This window comes from Bradyrhizobium sp. USDA 3262 (genome assembly GCF_054060035.1).
This window is the reverse complement of record NZ_JBSSCT010000001.1, coordinates 1,256,997-1,277,884: the sequence shown is the minus strand read 5'-3', so window position 1 is coordinate 1,277,884 and position 20,888 is coordinate 1,256,997. Positions and strand designations below refer to the sequence as shown.

Annotated in this window: 17 protein-coding genes; 9 read left to right on the top strand and 8 right to left on the bottom strand. The window is 66.5% G+C overall.

Translation table 11 applies throughout. From position 1 onward, the window contains the following. Positions 1-317 precede the first annotated feature (317 nt). The 6 genes from ACVWYP_RS05950 (at position 318) to ACVWYP_RS05925 (ending at position 9,368) form a co-directional block, all read left to right on the top strand. Positions 318-2,462, top strand: coding sequence for a hybrid sensor histidine kinase/response regulator (locus ACVWYP_RS05950; RefSeq protein ID WP_304498077.1), 2,145 nt, complete (start codon positions 318-320; stop codon positions 2,460-2,462). 344 nt (positions 2,463-2,806) lie between these two features. Then, entirely contained in the window at positions 2,807-4,858 is a 2,052-nt protein-coding gene (locus ACVWYP_RS05945) for an ABC transporter ATP-binding protein/permease (RefSeq protein ID WP_304498076.1), read from the top strand. 30 nt (positions 4,859-4,888) lie between these two features. Continuing rightward, positions 4,889-5,746, top strand: coding sequence for an FkbM family methyltransferase (locus tag ACVWYP_RS05940; RefSeq protein WP_304498075.1), 858 nt, complete (start codon positions 4,889-4,891; stop codon positions 5,744-5,746). Between the two features lie 331 nt (positions 5,747-6,077). Further along, complete coding sequence (locus ACVWYP_RS05935) at positions 6,078-6,464, top strand: VOC family protein (RefSeq protein WP_304498074.1); 387 nt, start codon at positions 6,078-6,080, stop codon at positions 6,462-6,464. 109 nt (positions 6,465-6,573) lie between these two features. Next, positions 6,574-6,807, top strand: a complete 234-nt coding sequence (locus ACVWYP_RS05930) for a hypothetical protein (protein WP_304500447.1) — start codon at positions 6,574-6,576, stop codon at positions 6,805-6,807. A gap of 230 nt (positions 6,808-7,037) precedes the next feature. After that, positions 7,038-9,368, top strand: coding sequence for an OmpA family protein (locus tag ACVWYP_RS05925; RefSeq protein WP_304498073.1), 2,331 nt, complete (start codon positions 7,038-7,040; stop codon positions 9,366-9,368). Positions 9,369-9,625: 257 nt separating this feature from the next. Here ACVWYP_RS05925 and ACVWYP_RS05920 read toward each other — a convergent pair whose 3' ends face one another. Further along, on the bottom strand, positions 9,626-11,383 hold the full coding sequence (locus tag ACVWYP_RS05920) for an alkaline phosphatase (protein WP_453945761.1): 1,758 nt from the start codon (positions 11,381-11,383) through the stop codon (positions 9,626-9,628). A 110-nt stretch (positions 11,384-11,493) separates the two neighbouring features. Then, the gene (locus ACVWYP_RS05915; RefSeq protein WP_304498072.1) at positions 11,494-11,859 is read right to left on the bottom strand and encodes a nuclear transport factor 2 family protein; all 366 of its coding nucleotides are present in this window, start codon (positions 11,857-11,859) and stop codon (positions 11,494-11,496) included. A gap of 95 nt (positions 11,860-11,954) precedes the next feature. Here ACVWYP_RS05915 and ACVWYP_RS05910 point away from each other — a divergent pair, with 95 nt between their 5' ends. After that, positions 11,955-12,542 (top strand): TetR/AcrR family transcriptional regulator, encoded by a 588-nt coding sequence (locus tag ACVWYP_RS05910; protein WP_304498071.1) that lies wholly within the window; start codon positions 11,955-11,957, stop codon positions 12,540-12,542. A 168-nt stretch (positions 12,543-12,710) separates the two neighbouring features. Here ACVWYP_RS05910 and argG read toward each other — a convergent pair whose 3' ends face one another. The 6 genes from argG to ACVWYP_RS05880 form a co-directional block, all read right to left on the bottom strand. After that, positions 12,711-14,048 carry an argininosuccinate synthase gene (gene argG, locus ACVWYP_RS05905; RefSeq protein WP_304498070.1) on the bottom strand — a complete coding sequence of 446 codons (1,338 nt, stop codon included), beginning with the start codon at positions 14,046-14,048 and terminating at the stop codon, positions 12,711-12,713. Between the two features lie 98 nt (positions 14,049-14,146). Beyond that, positions 14,147-14,929 (bottom strand): phosphatase PAP2 family protein, encoded by a 783-nt coding sequence (locus ACVWYP_RS05900; protein ID WP_304498069.1) that lies wholly within the window; start codon positions 14,927-14,929, stop codon positions 14,147-14,149. Between the two features lie 39 nt (positions 14,930-14,968). Next, entirely contained in the window at positions 14,969-15,454 is a 486-nt protein-coding gene (locus ACVWYP_RS05895; protein WP_304498068.1) for a hypothetical protein, read from the bottom strand. A 65-nt stretch (positions 15,455-15,519) separates the two neighbouring features. Further along, entirely contained in the window at positions 15,520-16,734 is a 1,215-nt protein-coding gene (gene rlmN / locus ACVWYP_RS05890; RefSeq protein WP_304498067.1) for a 23S rRNA (adenine(2503)-C(2))-methyltransferase RlmN, read from the bottom strand. A gap of 75 nt (positions 16,735-16,809) precedes the next feature. Continuing rightward, positions 16,810-17,394 carry an invasion associated locus B family protein gene (locus ACVWYP_RS05885; protein WP_439711233.1) on the bottom strand — a complete coding sequence of 195 codons (585 nt, stop codon included), beginning with the start codon at positions 17,392-17,394 and terminating at the stop codon, positions 16,810-16,812. A 162-nt stretch (positions 17,395-17,556) separates the two neighbouring features. Then, on the bottom strand, positions 17,557-18,393 hold the full coding sequence (locus ACVWYP_RS05880; protein ID WP_304498065.1) for an SDR family oxidoreductase: 837 nt from the start codon (positions 18,391-18,393) through the stop codon (positions 17,557-17,559). Between the two features lie 105 nt (positions 18,394-18,498). On the opposite strand from ACVWYP_RS05880, the gene ACVWYP_RS05875 reads away from it, so the two are divergent. Next, positions 18,499-19,479, top strand: coding sequence for an NADPH:quinone oxidoreductase family protein (locus ACVWYP_RS05875; protein ID WP_016847222.1), 981 nt, complete (start codon positions 18,499-18,501; stop codon positions 19,477-19,479). An 866-nt stretch (positions 19,480-20,345) separates the two neighbouring features. Next, entirely contained in the window at positions 20,346-20,885 is a 540-nt protein-coding gene (locus ACVWYP_RS05870; RefSeq protein WP_453945763.1) for a hypothetical protein, read from the top strand. The last annotated feature ends 3 nt before the right edge of the window (positions 20,886-20,888 follow it).

The window sequence follows — 20,888 nt, the reverse complement described above, 5'->3', positions numbered from 1 at the left end:
CAGGTAGTCACAGGGTCAAGCGTTTGCCCGTGAGAGGTTTTAGAACTCCTAAAAACAGCGCCCGGAAGCGCCATCCGGGCCGATTTTCCGCTTGACTGCCGGCGAGGCGCTAACGAGGTCGTGATGCCACCGCGCCGCGGCCGCCCGGCGCGGCCCCGGACGCGAGCCGGCTGCGAATTGATCGATCCGGGTTGGTCTCCGGTAACCTTGACCGATCGCGGAATGGCGAACGAGCATCCGCGCCGCGCCCGGCGGCGCCGTTTCGCTTCCTCCCGCGCAACGGTTTGCGTTATGGTTCGCGCGGAGCCGGAGCGCCCGTGCAGACCGCACAACGCAATTCGCTGAGACTGCTGCAATGGATGATGGCCGCCGCGCTGGCCCTTCCGCTGGCGCTGTTCGTTTTTGCCTCCGCAATGTCCTGGATCTCGACCAGCGAGGCCGCCGACCAGGAGATCCAGCGCACGCTCGATGTCGCCCATGAGCACGCGCTGAAGGTGTTCGAGACCATCGATCGCGGCCTGGCCGAGGTCACCGAGGTCGTCCGCGGCATGGGTGATGCCGATATCGGCGCGCGCGAGAAGAGCCTGCACGAGCGGCTGCGGCAGGTCGCCATGGCGCTTCCCCAGGTGAAATCGGTCTGGGTGTTCGACGCCAACGGCCGCGCCCTCGTCAACAGCCTGGTGCAGCCGGCACCCGACGTCGATTTCTCGGACCGGGACTACTTCCGGATCCATGCCCAGGGCGACATCGGCACCTATATCGGCGAGGTGCTGACGCCGCGGCCGCCTTATCTGGGCTCGCGGTTCTTCAGCGTCGGCCGGCGCCGCAACGGCGACGACGGCAGCTTTGCCGGCGTGATCCAGGCCTCCGTGCTTCCGGAATATTTCGAGAATTTCTACGCCAGGATCGGCCGCGAACCCGGCAGCTTCCTGGCGCTGATCCGGACCGACGGCGCCGTGCTGGCGCACTTCCCTGCCGTCAACCACGACGTCCGGTTCGAGCCGAGCGGACCGCTCGGGCGGCAGATCGTCGCCAATCCCGAGGCCGGGACAATGACGATCCGTTCCCCGGCCGACGGCATCGAGCGGCGCATGCGCTATCAGCGGCTGGCGGGATACCCGGTCTATGTCAGTGCCGGCCTCGAAACCTCGGCGATCCAGTCGCGCTGGATGTCGACCATGGCCCAGCACCTGATCTTCGGGATCCCGGCCACCGGCCTGCTGTTCGGCCTGCTCGCGCTCGCCTTCCGGCGAACCCAGCGCCTGCAGGAGGAGGCCAACCGGCGCATCGAGGCCGAGGAGGCGTTGCGGCACGGCCAGCGGCTCGAGGCACTCGGGCAGCTCACCGGCGGCGTCGCGCACGACTTCAACAACCTGCTCACCGTGATCCGCGCGTCGGTCGACATGTTGCGGCGGCCGGACCTGCCGGAGCCGCGGCGGCAGCGCTACATCGATGCGATCTCCAACACCGTCAACCGCGCCGCCAAGCTGACCAACCAGCTGCTTGCATTCGCGCGCCGGCAAACCCTCAAGCCCGAGGTGTTCGACGCCTGCCAGAATGTCCGCACCCTGAGCGAGATGATCGCAACCCTGATCGGCGCGCGCATCGAGATCGCGGCGCAGGTGCCGGACGAGACCTGCCTCGTCAACGCCGATGCCGGCCAGTTCGAGACCGCCATCATCAACATGGCGGTGAACGCGCGCGACGCCATGGACGGCGTCGGCCGGCTCACGATCGCGGTCCGCGCCGTGGACAGACTGCCGTCCGCGACCGGCACGCCGCCGAACTCGCCCGGCCATGTCGCGGTGTCGGTGACCGACACCGGCGTCGGAATTCCGCAGGAGCTGTTCGGCCGCATCTTCGAGCCGTTTTACACCACCAAGGAGGTCGGTCACGGCACCGGCCTCGGCCTGTCCCAGGTGTTCGGCTTCGCCAAGCAGTCCGGCGGCGAGGTGACCGTCACCAGCGAAGTCGGCAAGGGTGCGACATTCACGCTGTATCTGCCGCGCGTCGTCGGCGAGCGTGGCGCGCGGGCGCAGCGCACCGAGGACGCACCCTCGGTCGATCGGACCGGCGCATCGGTTCTGATCGTCGAGGACAATGCCGAGGTCGGAAAGTTTGCCGCCGACACGCTGACCCAGCTCGGCTGCACCTGCGTGCTGGTGGACAACGCCACCCACGCGCTGGAGGAGCTGGCCGTCGACGCTGACCGGTTCGACCTGGTGTTCACCGATGTCGTGATGCCCGGCATGAGCGGCATCGAGCTTGCGGAAGAGATCCGCCGGCAGCGGCTCGATCTGCCGATCGTGCTCGCCTCCGGCTACAGCCAGGTGCTGTCGCAACAGGGCAGCGGCGGCTTCGAACTGCTGCAGAAGCCCTATTCGGCCGAACAGCTCGCGCGCGTGCTGCACAAAGCGACGCGGTCGCGCCGGCTGAGGCGCGATCAGGCGCCGGCGGAGTGAGGTGATTGCGTGGCACATCTCAAGCACGCTGTCGTCCTGGCGAAAGCCAGGACGACAGTGAGGATGAGTCGCAATTCCAGATGTCACACCGCGCGGTGTCATCACCCGCGCATGCGGGTGATCCAGTATTCCAGAGGCGCCAGCGCTTGAGCCGAGAGGCCGCGGCGTACTGGATCGCCCGGTCGAGCCGGGCGATGACAGATGAGGATGAGGACATAGCTCAGCTTTCTCGCGACATAATTTGTCCGAGCTTTGCATCTCGTTTCGCCCTCTCTTGAACAGAGGGCGCAGCTGACCACCGGTCCCAGTGCGGAACCGGGTAATTTGCCTGGCGTTATCGTGCCATGGGCAAAGCTGAGGCAAAATCCCAATCGTCGGACAGGCCGCCGTCGGCCAAAACCGCATCGCGTCGGAAAGCGAGCGCAAAGCCGGCTGATCAAGAGCGCAAGGATCCCGCGGCAAGCGAAGCGGATGAGAAGTCGGAATTTGTCGAGGTGACTGCCGAAGGCGGCGACCATGTCGAACCGCCACCGCCTGAAATCGTCGAACCCGATCCCGAGCTGTCGGCCGAAGAGGCCGAAGAGGCGCGCAAGGACTATTTGCTGACGCGGTTCTGGATCAGCGCGCGCGGCTATTGGGGCCGGAGCGGCGACCGGCTGGCATGGCTGTTCACGATCGGCCTGCTGCTGCTGATCGTCGCCAATGTCGCCGTTCAATACGGCATCAATGTCTGGAATCGCGCGATCTTCGATGCGATCGAGAAGCGCGATTCGGCCAGTGTCTTCCACCTGACCGCCATCTTCTTTCCGCTCGCGATCGGCAGCGTGCTGCTGGGGGTCGCGCAGGTGTTCGGCCGCATGGGCATCCAGCGGCGCTGGCGCGCCTGGCTGACCAACGCCGTCGTGTCGCGCTGGCTGACCAACGGCCGCTACTATCAGCTCAACCTGGTCGACGGTGACCACAAGAATCCGGAGTACCGGATCGCGGAGGATCTGCGGATCGCGACTGATTCTCCGGTGGACTTCATCGCCGGCGTGACGTCGGCGCTGCTCTCGGCCGTCACCTTCATCGTCGTGCTCTGGACCATCGGCGGCGCGCTGACGGTGGCGCTCGGCGGCTCGTCGATCAGCATCCCGGGCTTCCTGGTCATTGCCGCGATCATCTATGCGGCGATCGCGTCGGGCTCGATCACGGCGATCGGCCGCAGCTTCGTGCAGATCTCCGAGGACAAGAACCAGGCGGAAGCGGAATTCCGCTACATCCTGACCCGCGTGCGCGAGAATGGCGAAAGCATCGCGCTGCTCGGCGGCGAAACCGAGGAGCGCGACGGCATCGACAAGACGTTCTCGAACGTGTTGCGGCAATGGGCGCGGCTCGCCGGGCAGCACATGCGCACGACGCTGGTGTCGCAGGGATCGAATCTCATTGCGCCGGTAGTCCCCTTGCTGCTGTGCGCGCCAAAGTTCCTCGACGGCAGCATGTCGCTCGGCCAGGTGATGCAGGCGGCCTCGGCCTTCACCATCGTGCAGACCGCGTTCGGCTGGCTGGTCGACAACTATCCGCGGCTCGCCGACTGGAACGCCTGCGCACGGCGCATCGCCTCGCTGATGATGTCGCTTGACGGGCTTGAACGCGCCGAGACCGGCGACGGCTTCGGTCGCATCGAGCGCGGCGAGACCGCGGGCGAGGCCATGCTGAGCCTCAACGATCTCTCCGTCACGCTGGACGACGGCACCGCCGTGGTCGGCGAGACCGAAGTGGTGATCGAACCGGGCGAGCGGCTATTGGTCGCCGGCGAATCCGGCACCGGCAAGAGCACGCTGGTGCGCGCCATCGCCGGGCTGTGGCCGTGGGGCGGCGGCAGTGTCGGCCTGCACGCGGACCGCCGCCTCTTCATGCTGCCGCAAAAGCCCTACGTGCCCTCGGGCACGCTGCGGCGCGCGGTGGCCTATCCCGGCGCGGCGGAAGACTGGACCATCGATGAGATCAGCCGTGCCCTGCACAAGGTCGGCCTCGACCATCTCAAGGACAAGATCGAGGAGGACGCGCCGTGGGACCAGACCCTGTCCGGCGGCGAGAAACAGCGGCTCGCCTTTGCCCGGCTGCTGCTGCACGCGCCCGACATTGTCGTGCTCGACGAGGCGACGTCCGCGCTCGACGAGAAGAGCCAGGACAAGATGATGGAGATGGTGACGACGGAACTGCCGAAAGCGACCATCGTCAGCGTCGCCCATCGCGTCGAGCTCGAAGCGTTCCATAGCCGCAAGATCGTGCTGGAGCGCCGCAAGGGCGGCGCCAAACTGGTCAGCGACGTCGATCTGATCCCGCGCAAGGGCAAGCGAAGGCTGCTCGGCCGCTTCCTGCGGCAACGGCAGGCAGCGGGCAAGGCGGCGTAACGGGCGTTGGCGCTGCCGTCAAAACCGGCTATGCATGCCGCGCTTTTGACGAGGCCATGCGTGATCCCGAGCAACGACATATCGCCGGCGCCGTTCGGCGCCTTCGCGCCCAACGCGGCGCAGGCCGCCATCATCCGCCTGGCGCATGGCTCAGGACTGAAGCGCGGCGCGTTCCGGCCCTGGCTGTCGAAGCTGGTCAATCTGTTCGGCGCGGGTCCGCTGGACGTGACCTACCAGAGCGCATCGTTCCGCTTCTATCATCAGCAAAGCGCGACCGAGCGCGGCGCGCTGTTCAATCCCGATTACAACCTTGAAGAACTCGCCTTCCTGCGGGCGCATGTCGGCGCGGATGGCACCTTCGTCGATCTCGGCGCCAATGTCGGCACCTATGCGCTGGCGCTGGCGCGCGATGTCGGGCCCGGCGGCAAGGTGATCGCGATCGAGCCGCATCCGGTGACGCATGCACGGCTCAAGTTCAACACCCAGGCCTCCGGCTTTCCGCAGGTGCGCCTGGTTGCGGCGGCCGCTGGCCCGACCGATGGCGAACTGATGATCGAGACCGACGGCGATAATCTCGGCGCCAGCCACATCGTCACCGGCACGCCGACGGGCAAGGCGTTCAAGGTGCCTTCGCTGCGGCTGCAACGCATTCTCGACGAGGCCGGCGCGAGCAAGGTCGACGCGCTCAAGATCGACGTCGAGGGTTTCGAGGACCGCGTGCTGATCGGCTTCTTCCGCGACGCGCCGCAGTCGCTGTGGCCCGGCGCGGTGGTGATCGAGCATCTGTCGAAGGACGAATGGACCGACGACTGCATTGCGGACATGCATGCGCGCGGTTACGTCGAGCAGGGCCGGACGCGGAGCAACACGCTGCTGGTACGGGGTTGACAGCCCTGTCTTCTCCTTCCCCCTGAAAGGGGGAAGGTCGGGATGGGGGTCAGCCCCAGGTAACGGTGCCAGCGGAGAGAGCAGATCCCCACCCGCTTTGCTCTCGCGAGCAAAGCGACCTCCCCTTTTCAAGGGGAGGTGAGGCAACGAGTCTGCGGATGTAAATCCGTAGCCCGGATGAAGCGCAGCGAAATCCGGGACCAGACCATCGGCGGCTGGAGCAGCCCCGGATTGCGCTTCGCTTCATCCGGGCTACGTTTCACCGCCCCTTTGCAAGGGGAGGTGAGACGAGAACGCGGATGCAAATGCATCACAACAAGGGAGGCTCGCGATGATCGACCATATCGGCTTTTCTGTCTCCGACTATCAACGCGCGAAGGCGTTCTACCAGACGGCGCTGGCGCCGCTCGGCTACGGCCTGATCATGGAAGTACCCGCTGAGGTGACCGGGCACGCGCCTGCGGCGGGTTTCGGCGCCGACGGCCAGCCGGACTTCTGGATCGGCGGCGAAGGCGCGATGAACAAGCCGGTGCATATCGCCATCACGGCCAAGGACCGCGCCACCGTCGATGCCTTCTACAAGGCTGCGATGGCGGCCGGCGGCCGCGACAACGGCGCGCCCGGCATTCGCGCGCATTATCACCCGAACTATTACGGCGCATTCGTGCTCGATCCCGACGGCCACAATATCGAGGCGGTCTGTCACACGCCCGGGTGAAACATCGGAACGCCGCGGCGCGCGATCCGTTGTCGCTGCGAACTTCGATGGAGCGATCAATGCGCGCGACGCGATCTGGCATCGGCAACCGCCGCGGGGTCTCGACATGATGCCGATCGAGCCCCCGGAGATTCCGCCGACGACGCCGGGCACCCCGAGCGAACCGCCGCCGGGAATTCCACCCGGCAATCCGCGTCCCGAGATTCCGGAGCCGGTGCGCGAACCCGGCGAGCCGCCGCGACCGGACGAGTTGCCCGGCAAGACACCTGACGAATCACCGGTGCGCGGGCCGCCAGGACCGTCCGGCCCACCGCCTGCGACAGATCGACTCGCCGGCCGGTGAGCCACTCTTGCGCCTTGGTTCCACGTCGATTGCATATGTGTCGGTGCGTTTCTTCTGAACGCGCGGTGAACAATCGCACATGCAACCCGTTATAATGTCGAAATAAACTTCGCCGATGATTCGTGGCTCGCCACAATCCGGCCTAACGGCTGGCGGTTCATCGTCCTGCCGAATTGTTCGGTTCTCACTTTGCTTTCCTGCCCAGACTTTCCGCCGGGGACTCCTAGACAATGACAAAGCTTCGTTTCGTGCTGCTTGCCACGACTGCGCTGACGGTGATGCAGTTCGCCACCTCAGCGTCGCACGCCCAAACTTCGCCTCTGGTCGTCGCACAGGCGCAGCAGAAGGAAGAAACCGGACCTGACGGAAAGCCGAAGGCGCGGCCGGCGCCGGGCGCGCCGGGTGCTCCTGCACGTCCGGCACCGCCGGCGGCCGCGCCGCACCCGCAGGCGCCACCTCCCGCCGCGGCACCGGCACATCCTGCTCCGCCGCCGGCCGCAGCGCCCGCGAAGCCGACCCCGCCTGCAGCACCTGCGCGGCCCGAGCCGCCCGCAGCTGCACCGGCAAAGCCGACGCCGCCTCCGGCAGCCGCACCGCATCCGGCGCCGCCGCCGGCTCCCGCACGGCCCGAGCCGCCTGCCGCGCGCCCGACGACGCCTCCGCCGTCTGCTGCTCCTGCGCATCCCACACCGCCGCCGCCCGCGGCCGCGCCCGCGAAGCCATCGCCGGCACCGGCACGGCCGGAGCCGCCCGCAGCGGCGCCTGCGAAGCCGACCCCGCCACCGCCGGCGGCCGCCCCCGCACATCCGACGCCGACTCCACCGCCGCCGGCCGCAGCACCGCAGCGACCGGGCACGCCGCCGCCTGGCGCAGGACCCGCGCACCCGACGCCAACGCCCGGCGCCACGCCGAACGCCGCGCCGGCAGCACGCCCCGGCACCCCGCCCGCGGCGGCAACGCCGACACCGACGCCCGCAACGCCGGGAGCTCCGACAACGGCACCGGCCGAACGCCGCCCTGGTGATCGTCCGGGTGGCGAACGCGGTGAACGTCCTGGCGGCGCCAAGCAACCGCCGGGCACCCCGCCCGCGGCGACGTCAACGCCCACGCCTTCGACAACGACAACGCCGCCGGCAGCAGGGGCACGACCGGGCACACCGCCCGCCGCGACAGCTCCCGGTGCGACACCGACCCCGACACCTCCGGCAGCCGGCGCACAGCCCGCGCGTCCAGGTACCCCGTCTGCCGCGACGCCTCCGGCACCCGGCGCGACGCCGACGCCACCGGCGCCAGGTCAGCAGGGACGTCCGGCGACACCGCCCGGAACACCGGCAACCCCGGGCGCGGCAATGGGCGCGCCCGGCGCGACCCCGGCTCCGGGTCAGCCGGCAGCACGTCCGGGCGTCGCGCCCGGCGTATCGCCAGCCCAGGGAGCAGCCATGGGCGCGCCGGCACCGTCGGTCGTCCCCGGTTCGGCCGCCGCAACGCCGCCGCCCGGCCGCGCGCAATACGCGCCGCCAACGGTTGCGCCCGCCTTCCGCGCCGCGCCTGCCGTCGCAGCACCGCTGCCGCCGCCGCCGCGCCATGACAACATCAAGCCGCTCGCGATCGGCGCCGCGGTCGGTGCCGGCGTGGTTGCCGGAGCCATCATCGGCGGCAGCATCGCCGACCTGCACAGCCAGCGGCAGGAGGTCGTCGAGGGCGGCCGCACCATCTACACCGAGCCGGACCGCGTCATCATCCGCGATCCGGGCGGCCAGGCCTATGTCCGCGGCGACGACGTCTATCGTTTCCGCTACGGCGCGCGCGATATCCGCACCGAGACGATCGGCGGCGAGACGCGGACGGTGGTGGTTCGTCCCGACGGCAGCGAGATCATCACGGTGGTCGGGTCCGACGGCCAGATGCTGCGCCGGATCCGCAGGGACACTGGCGGACGCGAGGTCGTCATCATCGACAACAGCTATCGCGATCCGCGGGCGGTCGGCGGCTTCTATGTCGACGCGCCACCGCCGGTGGTCAACATTCCCTACGATCGCTACATCGTCGACGCTCAGGACGCGTCGCCCGACGTGATCTACGAGACCATGGAGGCACCGCCGGTGCAGCGGATCGAACGGCGCTACTCGCTCGACGAGATCCGCTACAGCCCCAATGTCCGCATGCAGATGCCGAGCATCGACGTCAACACGATCAATTTCGACTCCGGATCGTGGACCGTCCCGCCAGACCAGGCTGCGCGGCTGCAGGTGATCGCCGACGGTCTCAATCGGGCCATCCAGCGCAATCCGCGCGAGGTGTTCCTGATCGAGGGCCATACGGATGCGACCGGCAACGACACCGACAATCTGTCGCTGTCGGACCGCCGTGCGCAATCCGCCGCCGAGCTCTTGACGCAGCAGTTCGGCGTGCCGGCGGAGAACCTGACCTCGCAGGGTTACGGCTCGCAATATCTGAAGGAGCAGACCGACGGACCGAGCCGCATCAACCGGCGCGTCACCGTCCGCCGCATCACCCCGCTGCTCAACGGCGGCACCGCCTCCGCCGCCCCGCCGCGCTGAGCCGGCGCGACATCACGCGACGAAATGGCCGGGAGCGATCCCGGCCATTTTTGTTTCTTCTCCTTCCCCCTGAAAGGGGGAAGGTCGGGATGGGGGTCAGCCGCAGGCAACACTGTTTGCGGAGAGAGCAGATCCCCACCCGCTTTGCTCTGACGAGCAAAGCGACCTCCCCTTTTCAAGGGGAGGTTGGAGAAGCGTCGCCCCCGCAAGCGGGAGAGGTACAGCGGGCCTGCTGATCGACCCAATCTCATCATTCGTTACTTCTCCGCCCCCAGTCCCAGCGCCTCGACCATCACGCGGAATACCTCGGTGTTGTCCATCGAGCCGTGGACGCGCTCGCTGCCCGGGCCGGTCGCGGTGAGGATGACATCCTCGCCGGAATGCACGCTGGCGCCGATCATCGCCGGCAGATTGCCGAAGCGCAGCACGACGCCGGGGACATCCTTGTACCTGTCATTGGCCTTGAACGTGTCGGGCTGGTCGCCCTTCACGGTCGGCTCGTTCGGATCGTCGAGTTTCGGGCGGAACGTCTCGTAGTGATCCGGCAGGCTGGCGGAGAAGATCGCAAGCCGCCGGCTGACATCGACGCGTGACGGATAACCCTCGGCGTCCGGCGCCGGATAATTCGGAAACCCGGCTTTCTCGTAGACGCCGACGCGCTCGCGCAGCGGCACGTTGGGTGTCGCCGCCATGTCGTCATTGATGGTGCCGACCAGGCTGTTCGGATGGTTGTGGTCGGCCACGACCAGGATCAGCGTGTCGTCGTTGCGCGCTTTCGCCCAGGCCTTTGCCAGCCGCACCGCATTGTCGAGCATGATGGTGTCGTAGACCGCGCGCTCCATATCGAGCAGATGGGCGTATTTGTCGATCAGGCCGGACTCGACCATCAGGAAGAAACCGGCCTCGTGCTTCGACAGCACCGTGAGCGCGGCCTGAACCTGCTCGGTCAGGTCCGGCTGCTCGGGGAATTTCCTGACGCCACCGCCCCTCAGGAACTTGCGGTCGAGCGCGCCGTCCATGTTGCCGGCGGCGAACAGGCCGAGCAGTTGGCGGGCGTCGGGCTTCGCCGCCAGCGCGTTCAGCTCGCTTGCGGTGGTCGCGACCGGATAGCCGGCGTCGCGGAAGCGCGCCAGATAATCGATATCGTCCTTGCGTTTCGACCCGGACGTGGATTGCGGCAGGAAGTTCGCGGAGCCGCCGCCCATTAGCACGTCGGGCTTCGCGTCGAAATATTGCGCGACGATCGCGTCATAGGCGGCGCGGCGGCGGGTATGCGCAACCATCGCCGCCGGGGTCGCATCCTCGACCTCGGTGTTGGTGACGATGCCGACGGCGAGGCCCGCCCGGCGCTTGACGAGGCTCGCGATGGTCTCGACCTTGGGATCGTCGAGCGGATCGGGCGTGCGGTCGGCGTAGACGCCGAGCGCATTGACCGCGGCCTTGTGGCCGGTGGCGTAGGCGCTCGCGGCGTTCGCCGAATCGGTGATGATCGAGTCCGAGCCCGCGGTCGCGACCAGCGCCATATGCGGCATGTCGTCGATCGCGAGCTTGCCGCGGCTCTTGCCCTCCGCAATTCCCTTGGAAAGGATTCGCGCGGCGACGCGATGCGACGGCGACATCCCGTCGCCGATGAACAGGATCACGTTCCTGGCCTTGCGTGCCCCGGTGTCGTAGACGGTCCAGGTCACCTTCCGGCTCTGCGTGCCGTCGCTGACTTCGACGGCGACCTGCCCGGGCTTGGCGAGCGAGACATCGCGCAGCAACAGCGCCGACTGCTCCCGGCCGGCCTCGCGCGCGGTGAATGTGCCGCCCTGGCCGAATACCGCGGCATAATCCGCGCCGTTCAGCGTGACCTTGAGCTTGGCTTGATCGACCAGCCCCGGAAGCTCGACCTTGAAGTCGAATTTGGCGCCGACGAGGATATCGGCGCGATCGATCGGATAGATCGTCTGGGCGAACGCCGGCGCTGCCGACAACGCCAGCGTGACGGCCATACCGGCAACTTGCTTGATCATGATCGATGCTCCGCCCTTACGCATCATGCGCATCGGAGCGGAGGCTAGTTGCGGCGGATGACGGCGCAATGAGGCGCGCCGGGGCGTATTGCCGCAAGGCCGGCGCGATTTCAGCGCGCCATCTGCTGCGGATCGTAGAAGAAGCGCTCCTCGACCAGCTCCTCGCCCCGCCAGGTCTGCCAAGCGACCTCCTCCATGCTGCGCACCTTGCCGTCCTTGCCGGTGAATTCGAAGCGCCAGCAGATCGCCGAATGATCGCCGTCGAGCAGGAGCGGCCCGAGCCGCGTGGTCTTGACGCCGGCGACCGCGGCCAGCACCGCCGCCTCGCGCGCTGCCAGTGCCTCGCGGCCGACCCGCCACTGGCCGTCATTCTCCTGGGTGCGGGCATCGTCTGAATAGAAGTTCCTGATCGCGCCGACATGGTCGTTGGATTCCACCGTGTCAGCGAAGGCTTGCAACGTCCTAAGCGAGGGCATGGGCACTCTCCAGTTACAGACTGATAGTCGGTATTTATCGACTGGCAGTCGGTAAGTCAATTGGCTTGCGCCTGGAACTGGGATAGAGATGCGCCATGGCAACCCAGGCCGAGCGGCGCGAGAAAACCAGAGCCGCCATCGTCAAGGCGGCGCGGCGCATTTTTGGCGAGCGCGGCTTTGCCGCTGCGACGATGGACGACATCGCCGCTGGAGCGCGCGTCGCCAAGGGCGCGGTCTATCATCACTTCGCGACCAAGGAGGCGGTGTTCGAGGCCGTGTTCGAGCAGGTGTCAATCGACCTCGTCGCCGATCTCGATCGCATCTCGCGCGCCGAGAACGATCCGCTGGCGGCGATGGCGGCGGGCACGCAAGGCTATTTCGCGGCGTGCTCGAAGGGCCCGACCGGCCAGATCATCTTGCGCGATGGTCCCGCCGTGCTCGGCTGGGAGCGCTGGCGCGAGATCGACGCCAAACATTTCGGCGGCAAGTTTCCACGCGCGCTAACTGCTGCGATGGACGCCGGTGTGATCGCCAGGCAACCGATCGAGCCGCTGGCACGGCTGCTGCTCGGCGCGGTGACGGAGGCGGCGGTCGCGGTTTCCGCGGGGCCGGATATCGGCAAGACCGGCACCGATTACGCGCGCGCGTTCCGCTCGCTGCTGGATGCGCTCAGGGTGAAGTAGGCCGATATCCATCCCCGGGTCGTCCCTGCGAAAGCAGGGACCCATAACCACAGGGAGGAGTCGTGGAAACGCGCTGGAGCACCAGCGTACTTCATAACCACGGCCTGTGGTTATGGGTCCCGGGTCGCGCTTCGCTTGCCCGGGACGACGAGGCGAGAGGGTGCCGCCTCAGTCCTTGTCGTTCTCGAGCTGGAAGATCTGCGCGCCTTCGCCGCTCGAGATGAGGCCGGTCTTGTTGTAGAGACCGAGCTTGGCACGGGTGTCTGATATGTCGAGGTTGCGCATCGTCAGTTGGCCGATGCGGTCGGCCGGCGTGAAGGCGGCGTCCTCGACCTTCTCCATGCTGAGCCGTTCCGGCGCATAGGTCAGGTTCGGGCTCTCGGTGTTGAGGATGGAGTAGTCGTTGCCGCGGCGCAGCTCGAGCGTCACCTCGCCGGTGACGGCGCGCGCCACCCAGCGCTGCGCGGTCTCGCGCAGCATCAAGGCCTGCGAATCGAACCAGCGGCCCTGATAGAGCAGGCGGCCGAGCCGCATGCCGCTGATGCGGTACTGCTCGATCGTATCCTCGTTATGAATGCCGGTGACGAGACGCTCATAGGCGATGTGCAGCAGCGCCATGCCCGGCGCCTCGTAGATGCCGCGGCTCTTGGCCTCGATGATCCGGTTCTCGATCTGGTCGCTCATGCCGAGGCCGTGGCGGCCGCCGATCGCATTGGCCTCGAGGAACAGCGCGACCGGATCGGCGAACGTCTTGCCGTTCAGCGCGACCGGCTGGCCTTCCTCGAAGCGCACCACGACCTTCTCAGCCTTGACGTCGCAATCGGCGCGCCAGAACGGCACGCCCATGATCGGGTTGACGATGGTGATGCCGCTCGCAAGGCTCTCGAGATCCTTGGCCTCATGCGTCGCGCCGAGCAGATTGCTGTCGGTCGAATAGGCCTTCTCCGCGCTCATCTTGTAGGCGAAGCCCTGCGCGGTCATGAACGCCGACATCTCGGCGCGGCCGCCGAGCTCGTCGATGAACTGCTGGTCGAGCCAGGGCTTGTAAATGCGCAGGCTCGGGTTGGTCAGCAGGCCGTAGCGATAGAAGCGCTCGATATCGTTGCCCTTGTAGGTCGAGCCGTCGCCCCAGATGTTGACGCCATCCTCCTGCATCGCCGCGACCAGCATCGTGCCGGTCACCGCGCGGCCGAGCGGCGTGGTGTTGAAATAGGTGATGCCGCCGGTCGAGATGTGGAACGCGCCGGACTGGATCGCGGCGATGCCTTCATGGACCAGCTGGGTGCGGCAATCGACCAGGCGGGCCTTCTCGGCGCCGAAATCCATCGCCTTGCGCGGGATCGCGTCGTAGTCGGCCTCGTCGGGCTGACCGAGATTGGCGGTATAGGCGAAGACCTTGGCGCCCTTCAGCTTCATCCAGAGCAGCGCCGCTGAGGTGTCGAGCCCGCCCGAGAACGCGATGCCGACTTTTTCGCCGGTGGGCAGGCTTTTCAGAATCGTACTCATGGGACGGTCCAATCGGTCGAAAATCGAAGTCGATGATGTTTCAGGGGTGGCGATATCAAATTTCGGCAGGCGGGGCACGCCTTTAATCAGGCCCCAAATCAGGCCTCGGGCTGGCTGGACGCCGCCTTGCCGCCGCGGCGCCAGCGCTGCATCAGCCGGTAGCCGGGCATTGCGAGCCGCGTCAGCGCGGCATCGACCTGGGCGTCGGTCAGCCGGGTCGCTGCCCAGCGGTAGATCAGCGCGTAGAACAGCCAGACCGTGAAGAACGACACCAGGCCCGCGATCGCCACGTCCGTGAAGAAATGGCCACCGAAGGCCATTCGCAGCCCGCTGGTGACGATGCCGAACACGGTGGCCCCGGCAAAGGCCAGCGGCCGCCACACGGGCGGCGTCAGCGCCGCCGGTGCATAGGTCCAGAACGCGGTGGCGCCCTCGCCGGAGAAGAACGAGCAGTTGCGCGGGCAGCCGCCGCGCGGGTCCCACCACGGCATGAATTGCAGGTCGCCGCCGAACTGCGTCACGAACACCGGCCGCGGCCGGCCCCAATAATTCTTGAAGGTGAAATTGGTGAGCACGCCGGCCGAGAGCAGCATCGTGGTGAGCAGGAACACCGCGGCGCGGCCGGACATCAGCATCGGCCGGTCCGGCCGGATGAATTTCCAGACGATGGTCACGATCGCCGGCAGCACCAGCGCCCAGGCGATCCACATCGCCGCATCGCGCGCAAACGACGCCACCGCGTCGAGCTTCAGCGGGAAGGTTTTCTGCGCCACATCGTAGAACAGCGCCGCCAGCTTCAGGTCGAGCTCGGGATAGATCCCGAACAGGATGCCGACGATGAGCGCCAGCGCCAGCGCGATGAAAAGTCCGGTCCGGTTCATGCCGCGCGGTTTAGCCGAGGCTGCGGGGCATGGGAAGCATCACGGCCGCGGCGATTGCGACGGCAAGGGCGGGGGCGGCGGCAAGGGACGCGGCGGCTCGCGCCAGGCGCCGGCGGTGCGGCCGGCGATCAGCCAGTAGACCAGGCCCGCGACGATGCCGGCGCCGGTCATGATCTCCATGTGCCGGCGCACTATGCCGTGGAATTGCATCATATCGGGATCGAACGGAACCAGGCCGAGATAGCAGGCCGCGCCGACGATGGCGCCGCCGACGGCGTAGGCCAGTACGCTGCGGATGAAGAACGCCTCGGTGATCAGCACCACGATCAGCGCCGGCAACAATGCGAAGCCTGATATGAAGATGAAACCGAAGCCGAGCACGACGTTGATAGCGCTCTGGTCGATCTGCCCGCCGAAATCGCTGATCTCGGGATACAGCACCGCGACGACCACGATGATCCCTGCCACGAAGCAGGCCATCAGGAAGCCGAACGCGACGACGAACAGGCGGCCGATCAAGGCCATTGGATTCTCATTTGAGTGGGCATGATCTGGTCCGAAAACCGGACTCCACTTTTCGGGATTATGCCCTAGTCCGTCATCGCCATCGCGCGCAGCGCCTGGCGCTCGCGGGCGGAGAGCTTTTCGGTCTCCGACTTGAGCTGGCCGCAGGCGGCGAGGATGTCGCGGCCGCGCGGCGTGCGCACCGGCGAGGAATAGCCGGCGTTGAAGATGTATTCGGAGAATTTCTCGATCTGCTCCCAGTCCGAGCATTCATAGGCGGTGCCCGGCCACGGATTGAACGGGATCAGGTTGATCTTCGCCGGAATGCCCTTCAGCAGCTTCACCAGGAGTTTTGCGTCATCGAGCGAATCGTTGACGCCCTTGAGCATGACATATTCGAAGGTGATGCGCCGGGCGTTGGAGGCGCCGGGATAATCGCGGCAGGCCTGCAGCAATTCCTTGATCGGATATTTGCGGTTCAGCGGCACCAGCTCGTTGCGCAGCTCGTCGCGTACCGCATGCAGCGAGATCGCAAGCATCACGCCGATCTCGTCGCCGGTGCGCTGGATGTTCGGTACCACGCCCGAGGTCGACAGCGTGATGCGGCGGCGGGAAATGCCGATGCCCTCATTGTCGGCGACGATCAGCAGCGCATCGCGCACCGCGTCGAAATTGTAGAGCGGCTCGCCCATCCCCATCATCACGATGTTGGTGACGCGGCGTGTGCCGTCCTCACGGTCGGCCCAGTCGTTCAGCCGGTCGCGCGCCACCATCACCTGGCCGGCGATCTCGCCGGCGGTGAGGTTGCGCACCAGCCGCTGCGTGCCGGTGTGGCAGAACGCGCAGTTCAGCGTGCAGCCGACCTGCGAGGAAACGCAGAGCGTGCCGCGATCGGTCTCGGGGATGTAGACGCACTCGACCTCGTGCGGCCGCTCGACCTTGTCGCCGCTCGGCAACCGCAGCAGCCATTTGCGGGTGCCGTCATTGGAGATCTGCTCGGCGACCACTTCGGGACGGTCGACGGTAAAATGCTTTTCGAGTTCGGCGCGCATGTCCTTCGAGACGTTGGTCATCTCGGCAAAGTTCTTGGCGCCGCGGAAATACATCCAGTTCCAGAGCTGTTGGGTGCGCATCTTGCGCTGGCCGGCCTGCACCCCGATCTCGCCCAGGCGATCGGCGATCTCGGCGCGCGACAGCCCGATCAGCGACGGCTTGGCCGGCGGCACATAGGTCTCGAGCGGAACCTTCTCGACCAGCGCGCTGGCGCCGGAGACGGCATGGGTGGTCACGGTGTCGGTCATGAAACCTCAAATAGGCCTTCCAGCCGGTGCTGGAAAGCCACCAAATACCTCGATTTTAGGCCTTAGGCCGGCTCTCTAGCGCCGGCAGTCCTGCCCGAGCCGGTCGAGCGCCTGCGCCAGGCCCTTCAGCGAGAAGGTGTCTGTCGTCTCGGTGCCCTTGGCCGAGACGGCTTTTACCGTCAGTTCGGCCGATTTGCGCATGGATTCCACCATCCGCTCCTCTTCGGCCGCATTCTTGATCCAGAGGCCGTCGCCCTGCGTGTACATCGCATAGGTCCCGCCGCCGACCTGAACGGTCGATTCGGAGCCCGGCTTCACCGTGTAGCCGATCATGATCGAAACTTCGTTGACGACCTTCTCCGCCGGACGGGTGGAGATGAAGGCATAGGCCGGATCGCGCGGCCGGTTCGCCGGATTGGTCTTCGACGAGGACGGCTTGGCGAGCGCAAAGCACACCTTTTTGCCGTTGGGCGATGCCGTGTACGCGCCCCAGGTCCCGAATTGGCCGATCAGCGTCGGCTCCGCACCGCCGGCCGCAGCCGCCGCGGCCGAAGGCGCCGGCTTGGCTGCTTCCTTTGCGGTATCTTTCTTGGGCGCAGCCTGCACCGGCGCGAGGGTGATGAACCCGCACAGGATACAAGCAACCAGTGATGTCAGAATCTGCCGCACGGCCAACTGGTTCCCCCATCATTGTGACTGCAAGATGGCCCGGCGATTCCCCTCCGCCGGCTCGGATGGATAACCGGGAAACGCTTTTTTGGGAAGGCAGTTAGGCCGAAAGACGAACGCCGCTCACCGTCGCGCGCGTTTCGCGACGCGTTATCACTTGGCGCGCGCAGCGCGCTGCTTCTCCCACTGTGCATCGGTCCATTGCAGCAGGTCTTCGGCACCGGAACTGCGCAAGTGCGAGCCGCCATCCTGCACCACCATCTCGCCGTTGATGTAGCCGGCCTGATCCGAGATCAGGAAGGTCGCGAGATTGGCGAGCTCCGCATGCTCGCCGGCGCGGCCGAGCGGATTGCGATGCGCCCAGCTCTCGCCGCGCCCTTCGGGACGCAACTGTCCGGTCGCACCTGCGGTCGGAAACGCGCCGGGCGCGATCGCGACGGTGCGGATGCCCTTCGGGCCCCACTCCACCGCAAGGCTCTTGGTCATCGCCAGCACCGCGGTCTTGGCCATCGAGGACGGCACCGTGAACGCGCGGCCGGTGATGGTCGAGGTCGACAGGATCGAGAGCACCACGCCCTTGTGCTTGCCGTCGATCCAGCGGCGGCCGGCGGCGAGCGTGCAATACATCGTGCCATGCAGTGTCGGCGCGAGGATCGCGTCCGCCGCGCGGAATGACAAATGTTCGCTCTGCGCAATAAAGGTTGCGGCAGCATTGTTGACGAGAACGTCGATCGGCGCGTCCTGCCAGACCTGATCCATCATCGCTTCGACCGCCGCGCCGTCGCGGATATCGCAGCGCGCGGTGGAAACCTTGGCGCCGAGCTCGCTGCGGAATTTTGCTGCGGTTTCCTCCAGCAGCCCCTCGCGCCGCCCGCAGATGATCAGTTCGGCGCCGAGTTCGGCGAAGCGGTGGCCCATCGCCGCGCCGAGGCCGGAGCCGCCGCCGGTGATCAGGATGCGCTTTTTCGCTAGCAGGCCTTTTTCAAACATAGTTTGATCCCTCCGCACTGTATTGTCGCTCCGCCGCAAATCCGGCATGAAGCTTGTAGTCCAAGATCTTGCAGCTCTTTCTGCGTCCGAAACTCAGGTGTGTCCATGAAAGCCATCCTCTGCTCGCAATACTGTCAACCCGACGATCTCGTGCTGGCTGACGTGCCCGATCCGGTGGCGGGTCCCGGCGAAGCCGTGATCGCGATCAAGGCGGCGGCGCTGAATTTCTTCGACATCCTGATGATCCAGGGCAAGTACCAGATCAAGCCGCCGTTCCCGTTCTCGCCGGCCGCCGAAGTTGCCGGCGTAATCGAAAGCGTCGGCGCAGGCGTCACTGACCTGAAGGTCGGCGATCGCGTCGTCGCTTCCTGCGGCCACAACGGCGCGCGCGACAAGATCGCGCTGCCGGCGAATTCGATCGTGAAGATTCCCGACAATCTCGATTACGACCGCGCCGCCGGCATCATCATCATCTACGGCACCGCGCTGCATGCGCTGGAAGATCGCGCAAGCCCGAAGCCGGGCGAGACGCTCGCGGTGCTCGGCGCCGCCGGTGGCACCGGCCTTGCTGCGTGCGAGCTCGGCAAACTGATGGGGTTGAAGGTGATTGCCTGCGCCTCGTCGGACGAGAAGCTGGCATTCGCCAAGCAACACGGCGCCGAGCTGACGCTGAACTATGCGAAGGAAGATCTCAAGGAAGGCCTGCGCAAGCTGACCGACGGCAAGGGCGCCGACATCGTGTTCGATCCGGTCGGCGGCGCCTATGCCGAAGCCGCGCTGCGCTCGACCGCGTGGGAAGGCCGCTTCCTGGTGATCGGCTTTGCCGCCGGCGACATTCCGAAGATCCCGCTCAACCTCGCGCTGCTGAAGGGCTGCGATATCCGCGGCGTGTTCTGGGGCGCCTGGGCGCGGCAGAACCCGGACAAGAACCGCAAGAACCTCGAGAAGCTCGTGCAGTGGACCGCGGAAGGCAAGATCTCCTCGCATGTCGACCGCACCTTCCCGCTGTCGCAGACCGCGGAAGCCCTGAAGGTGCTCGCCGGCCGCAAGGCGATGGGCAAGGTGATCCTGCACCCGGGAAGCTGAGGACAGTCGACCGCGCACCTTAACTATCACCGTCACCCTGAGGAGCGCGCTCTCGCGCGCGTCTCGAAGGGTCGACGGCCCGACTGGTGGCCGTGCATCCTTCGAGGCTCGCTTCCGCTCGCACCTCAGGATGACGGATCGAGAAAGTTCGTAGTCCGGATGGAGCGCAGCGAAATCCGGGATGCATCATAACCTCCCCTTGAAAAGGGGAGGTCGCTTTGCTCGCAGAGCAAAGCGGGTGGGGATCTGCTCTCTCCACTTACAGCGGCGTCTGCGGCTGACCCCCATCCCGACCTTCCCCCTTTCAGGGGGAGGAGAACGCAGACCTCACTCCTCAGTCGGCACTCCACGCTTCAGCGCTGCGCGCGCAACGCGAGCAAACCTTGTGAACTTCCTCTGAATTGGCGCGCGCTGCCGCAATCAAACCCAAATTTCTCCCGATTCGCAGCGACCGAGGCCGCTTTTTGGGCCCAATCGCAAGGCGATTAAGGACCCGTAACGGGCGCTCAGGTACCCCAATAAGAATAACAACCAGACACCAGAGATGCCCGATTGTTGCGTCATAGTAACGGGGAAGCGTCATCATGGTGGGGAATTCAGGACACGTTCACGGCAACGATCCGCCGCGCGGCGCAGTCAACGCAGATATCAACGATCCCGGATTTGCGCATTATCGCTACCGACGATCGCATCGGGCAGGCATCGACTTCGGCGCGGACGAACCAGCTCCGCTCTTTCTCTCAAGCCAAATTGACGAGTACGACGCGGATTGGGAAAGGCGCACGACGATTCCGCGTTCGCGCCTTCGCATCGGCCTGCTGACAGCTTCGGCCGTCGCGGCTGTCGCGGCGGCGGTCTTCGCGCTGTTGTCCGCCGGCGTCACGCGCGACACGATCCTGAGCGCCAAGGCCTTATTGGTCGGCGTTTCGCCAGTCGGGGTCCGGGCGGACCTTGCTGAGGCTGTTCGCGCCGTGGCAACGCCAGCATCACCCGCCATCGCGAGCCAGCCGTCGCGCGCTGAGATCGCGGCCGCCTATCAGGAAGCGATTCAGAGCCAAATCGTCGCGGTCGAAGTACCCGCTGCTGCGCCGGTCGAGCCATTACCGGCGGCGCCACAGGCAAGACGCCTCGATCCGGATGCGGTCGCGGCGCTTCTGAAGCGCGCCAACAGCCTGCTTGCGATCGGCGACATCGTATCGGCGCGACTCCTGCTCGAGCGGGCCGCGGATGCGCAGGACGCGGACGCGGCGCTGTTGCTGGCGCGCACCTACGACCCCGACGTGCTGGGGACTTTGGACAAGCGGAGCATCACGCCCGATCCGGAGACCGCGCGCCTCTGGTATCGCAAGGCCGCCGAACTCGGCTCGCAGTCCGCGCAGCAGCGCCTCGCGCAAATGCAGAACTAAGCT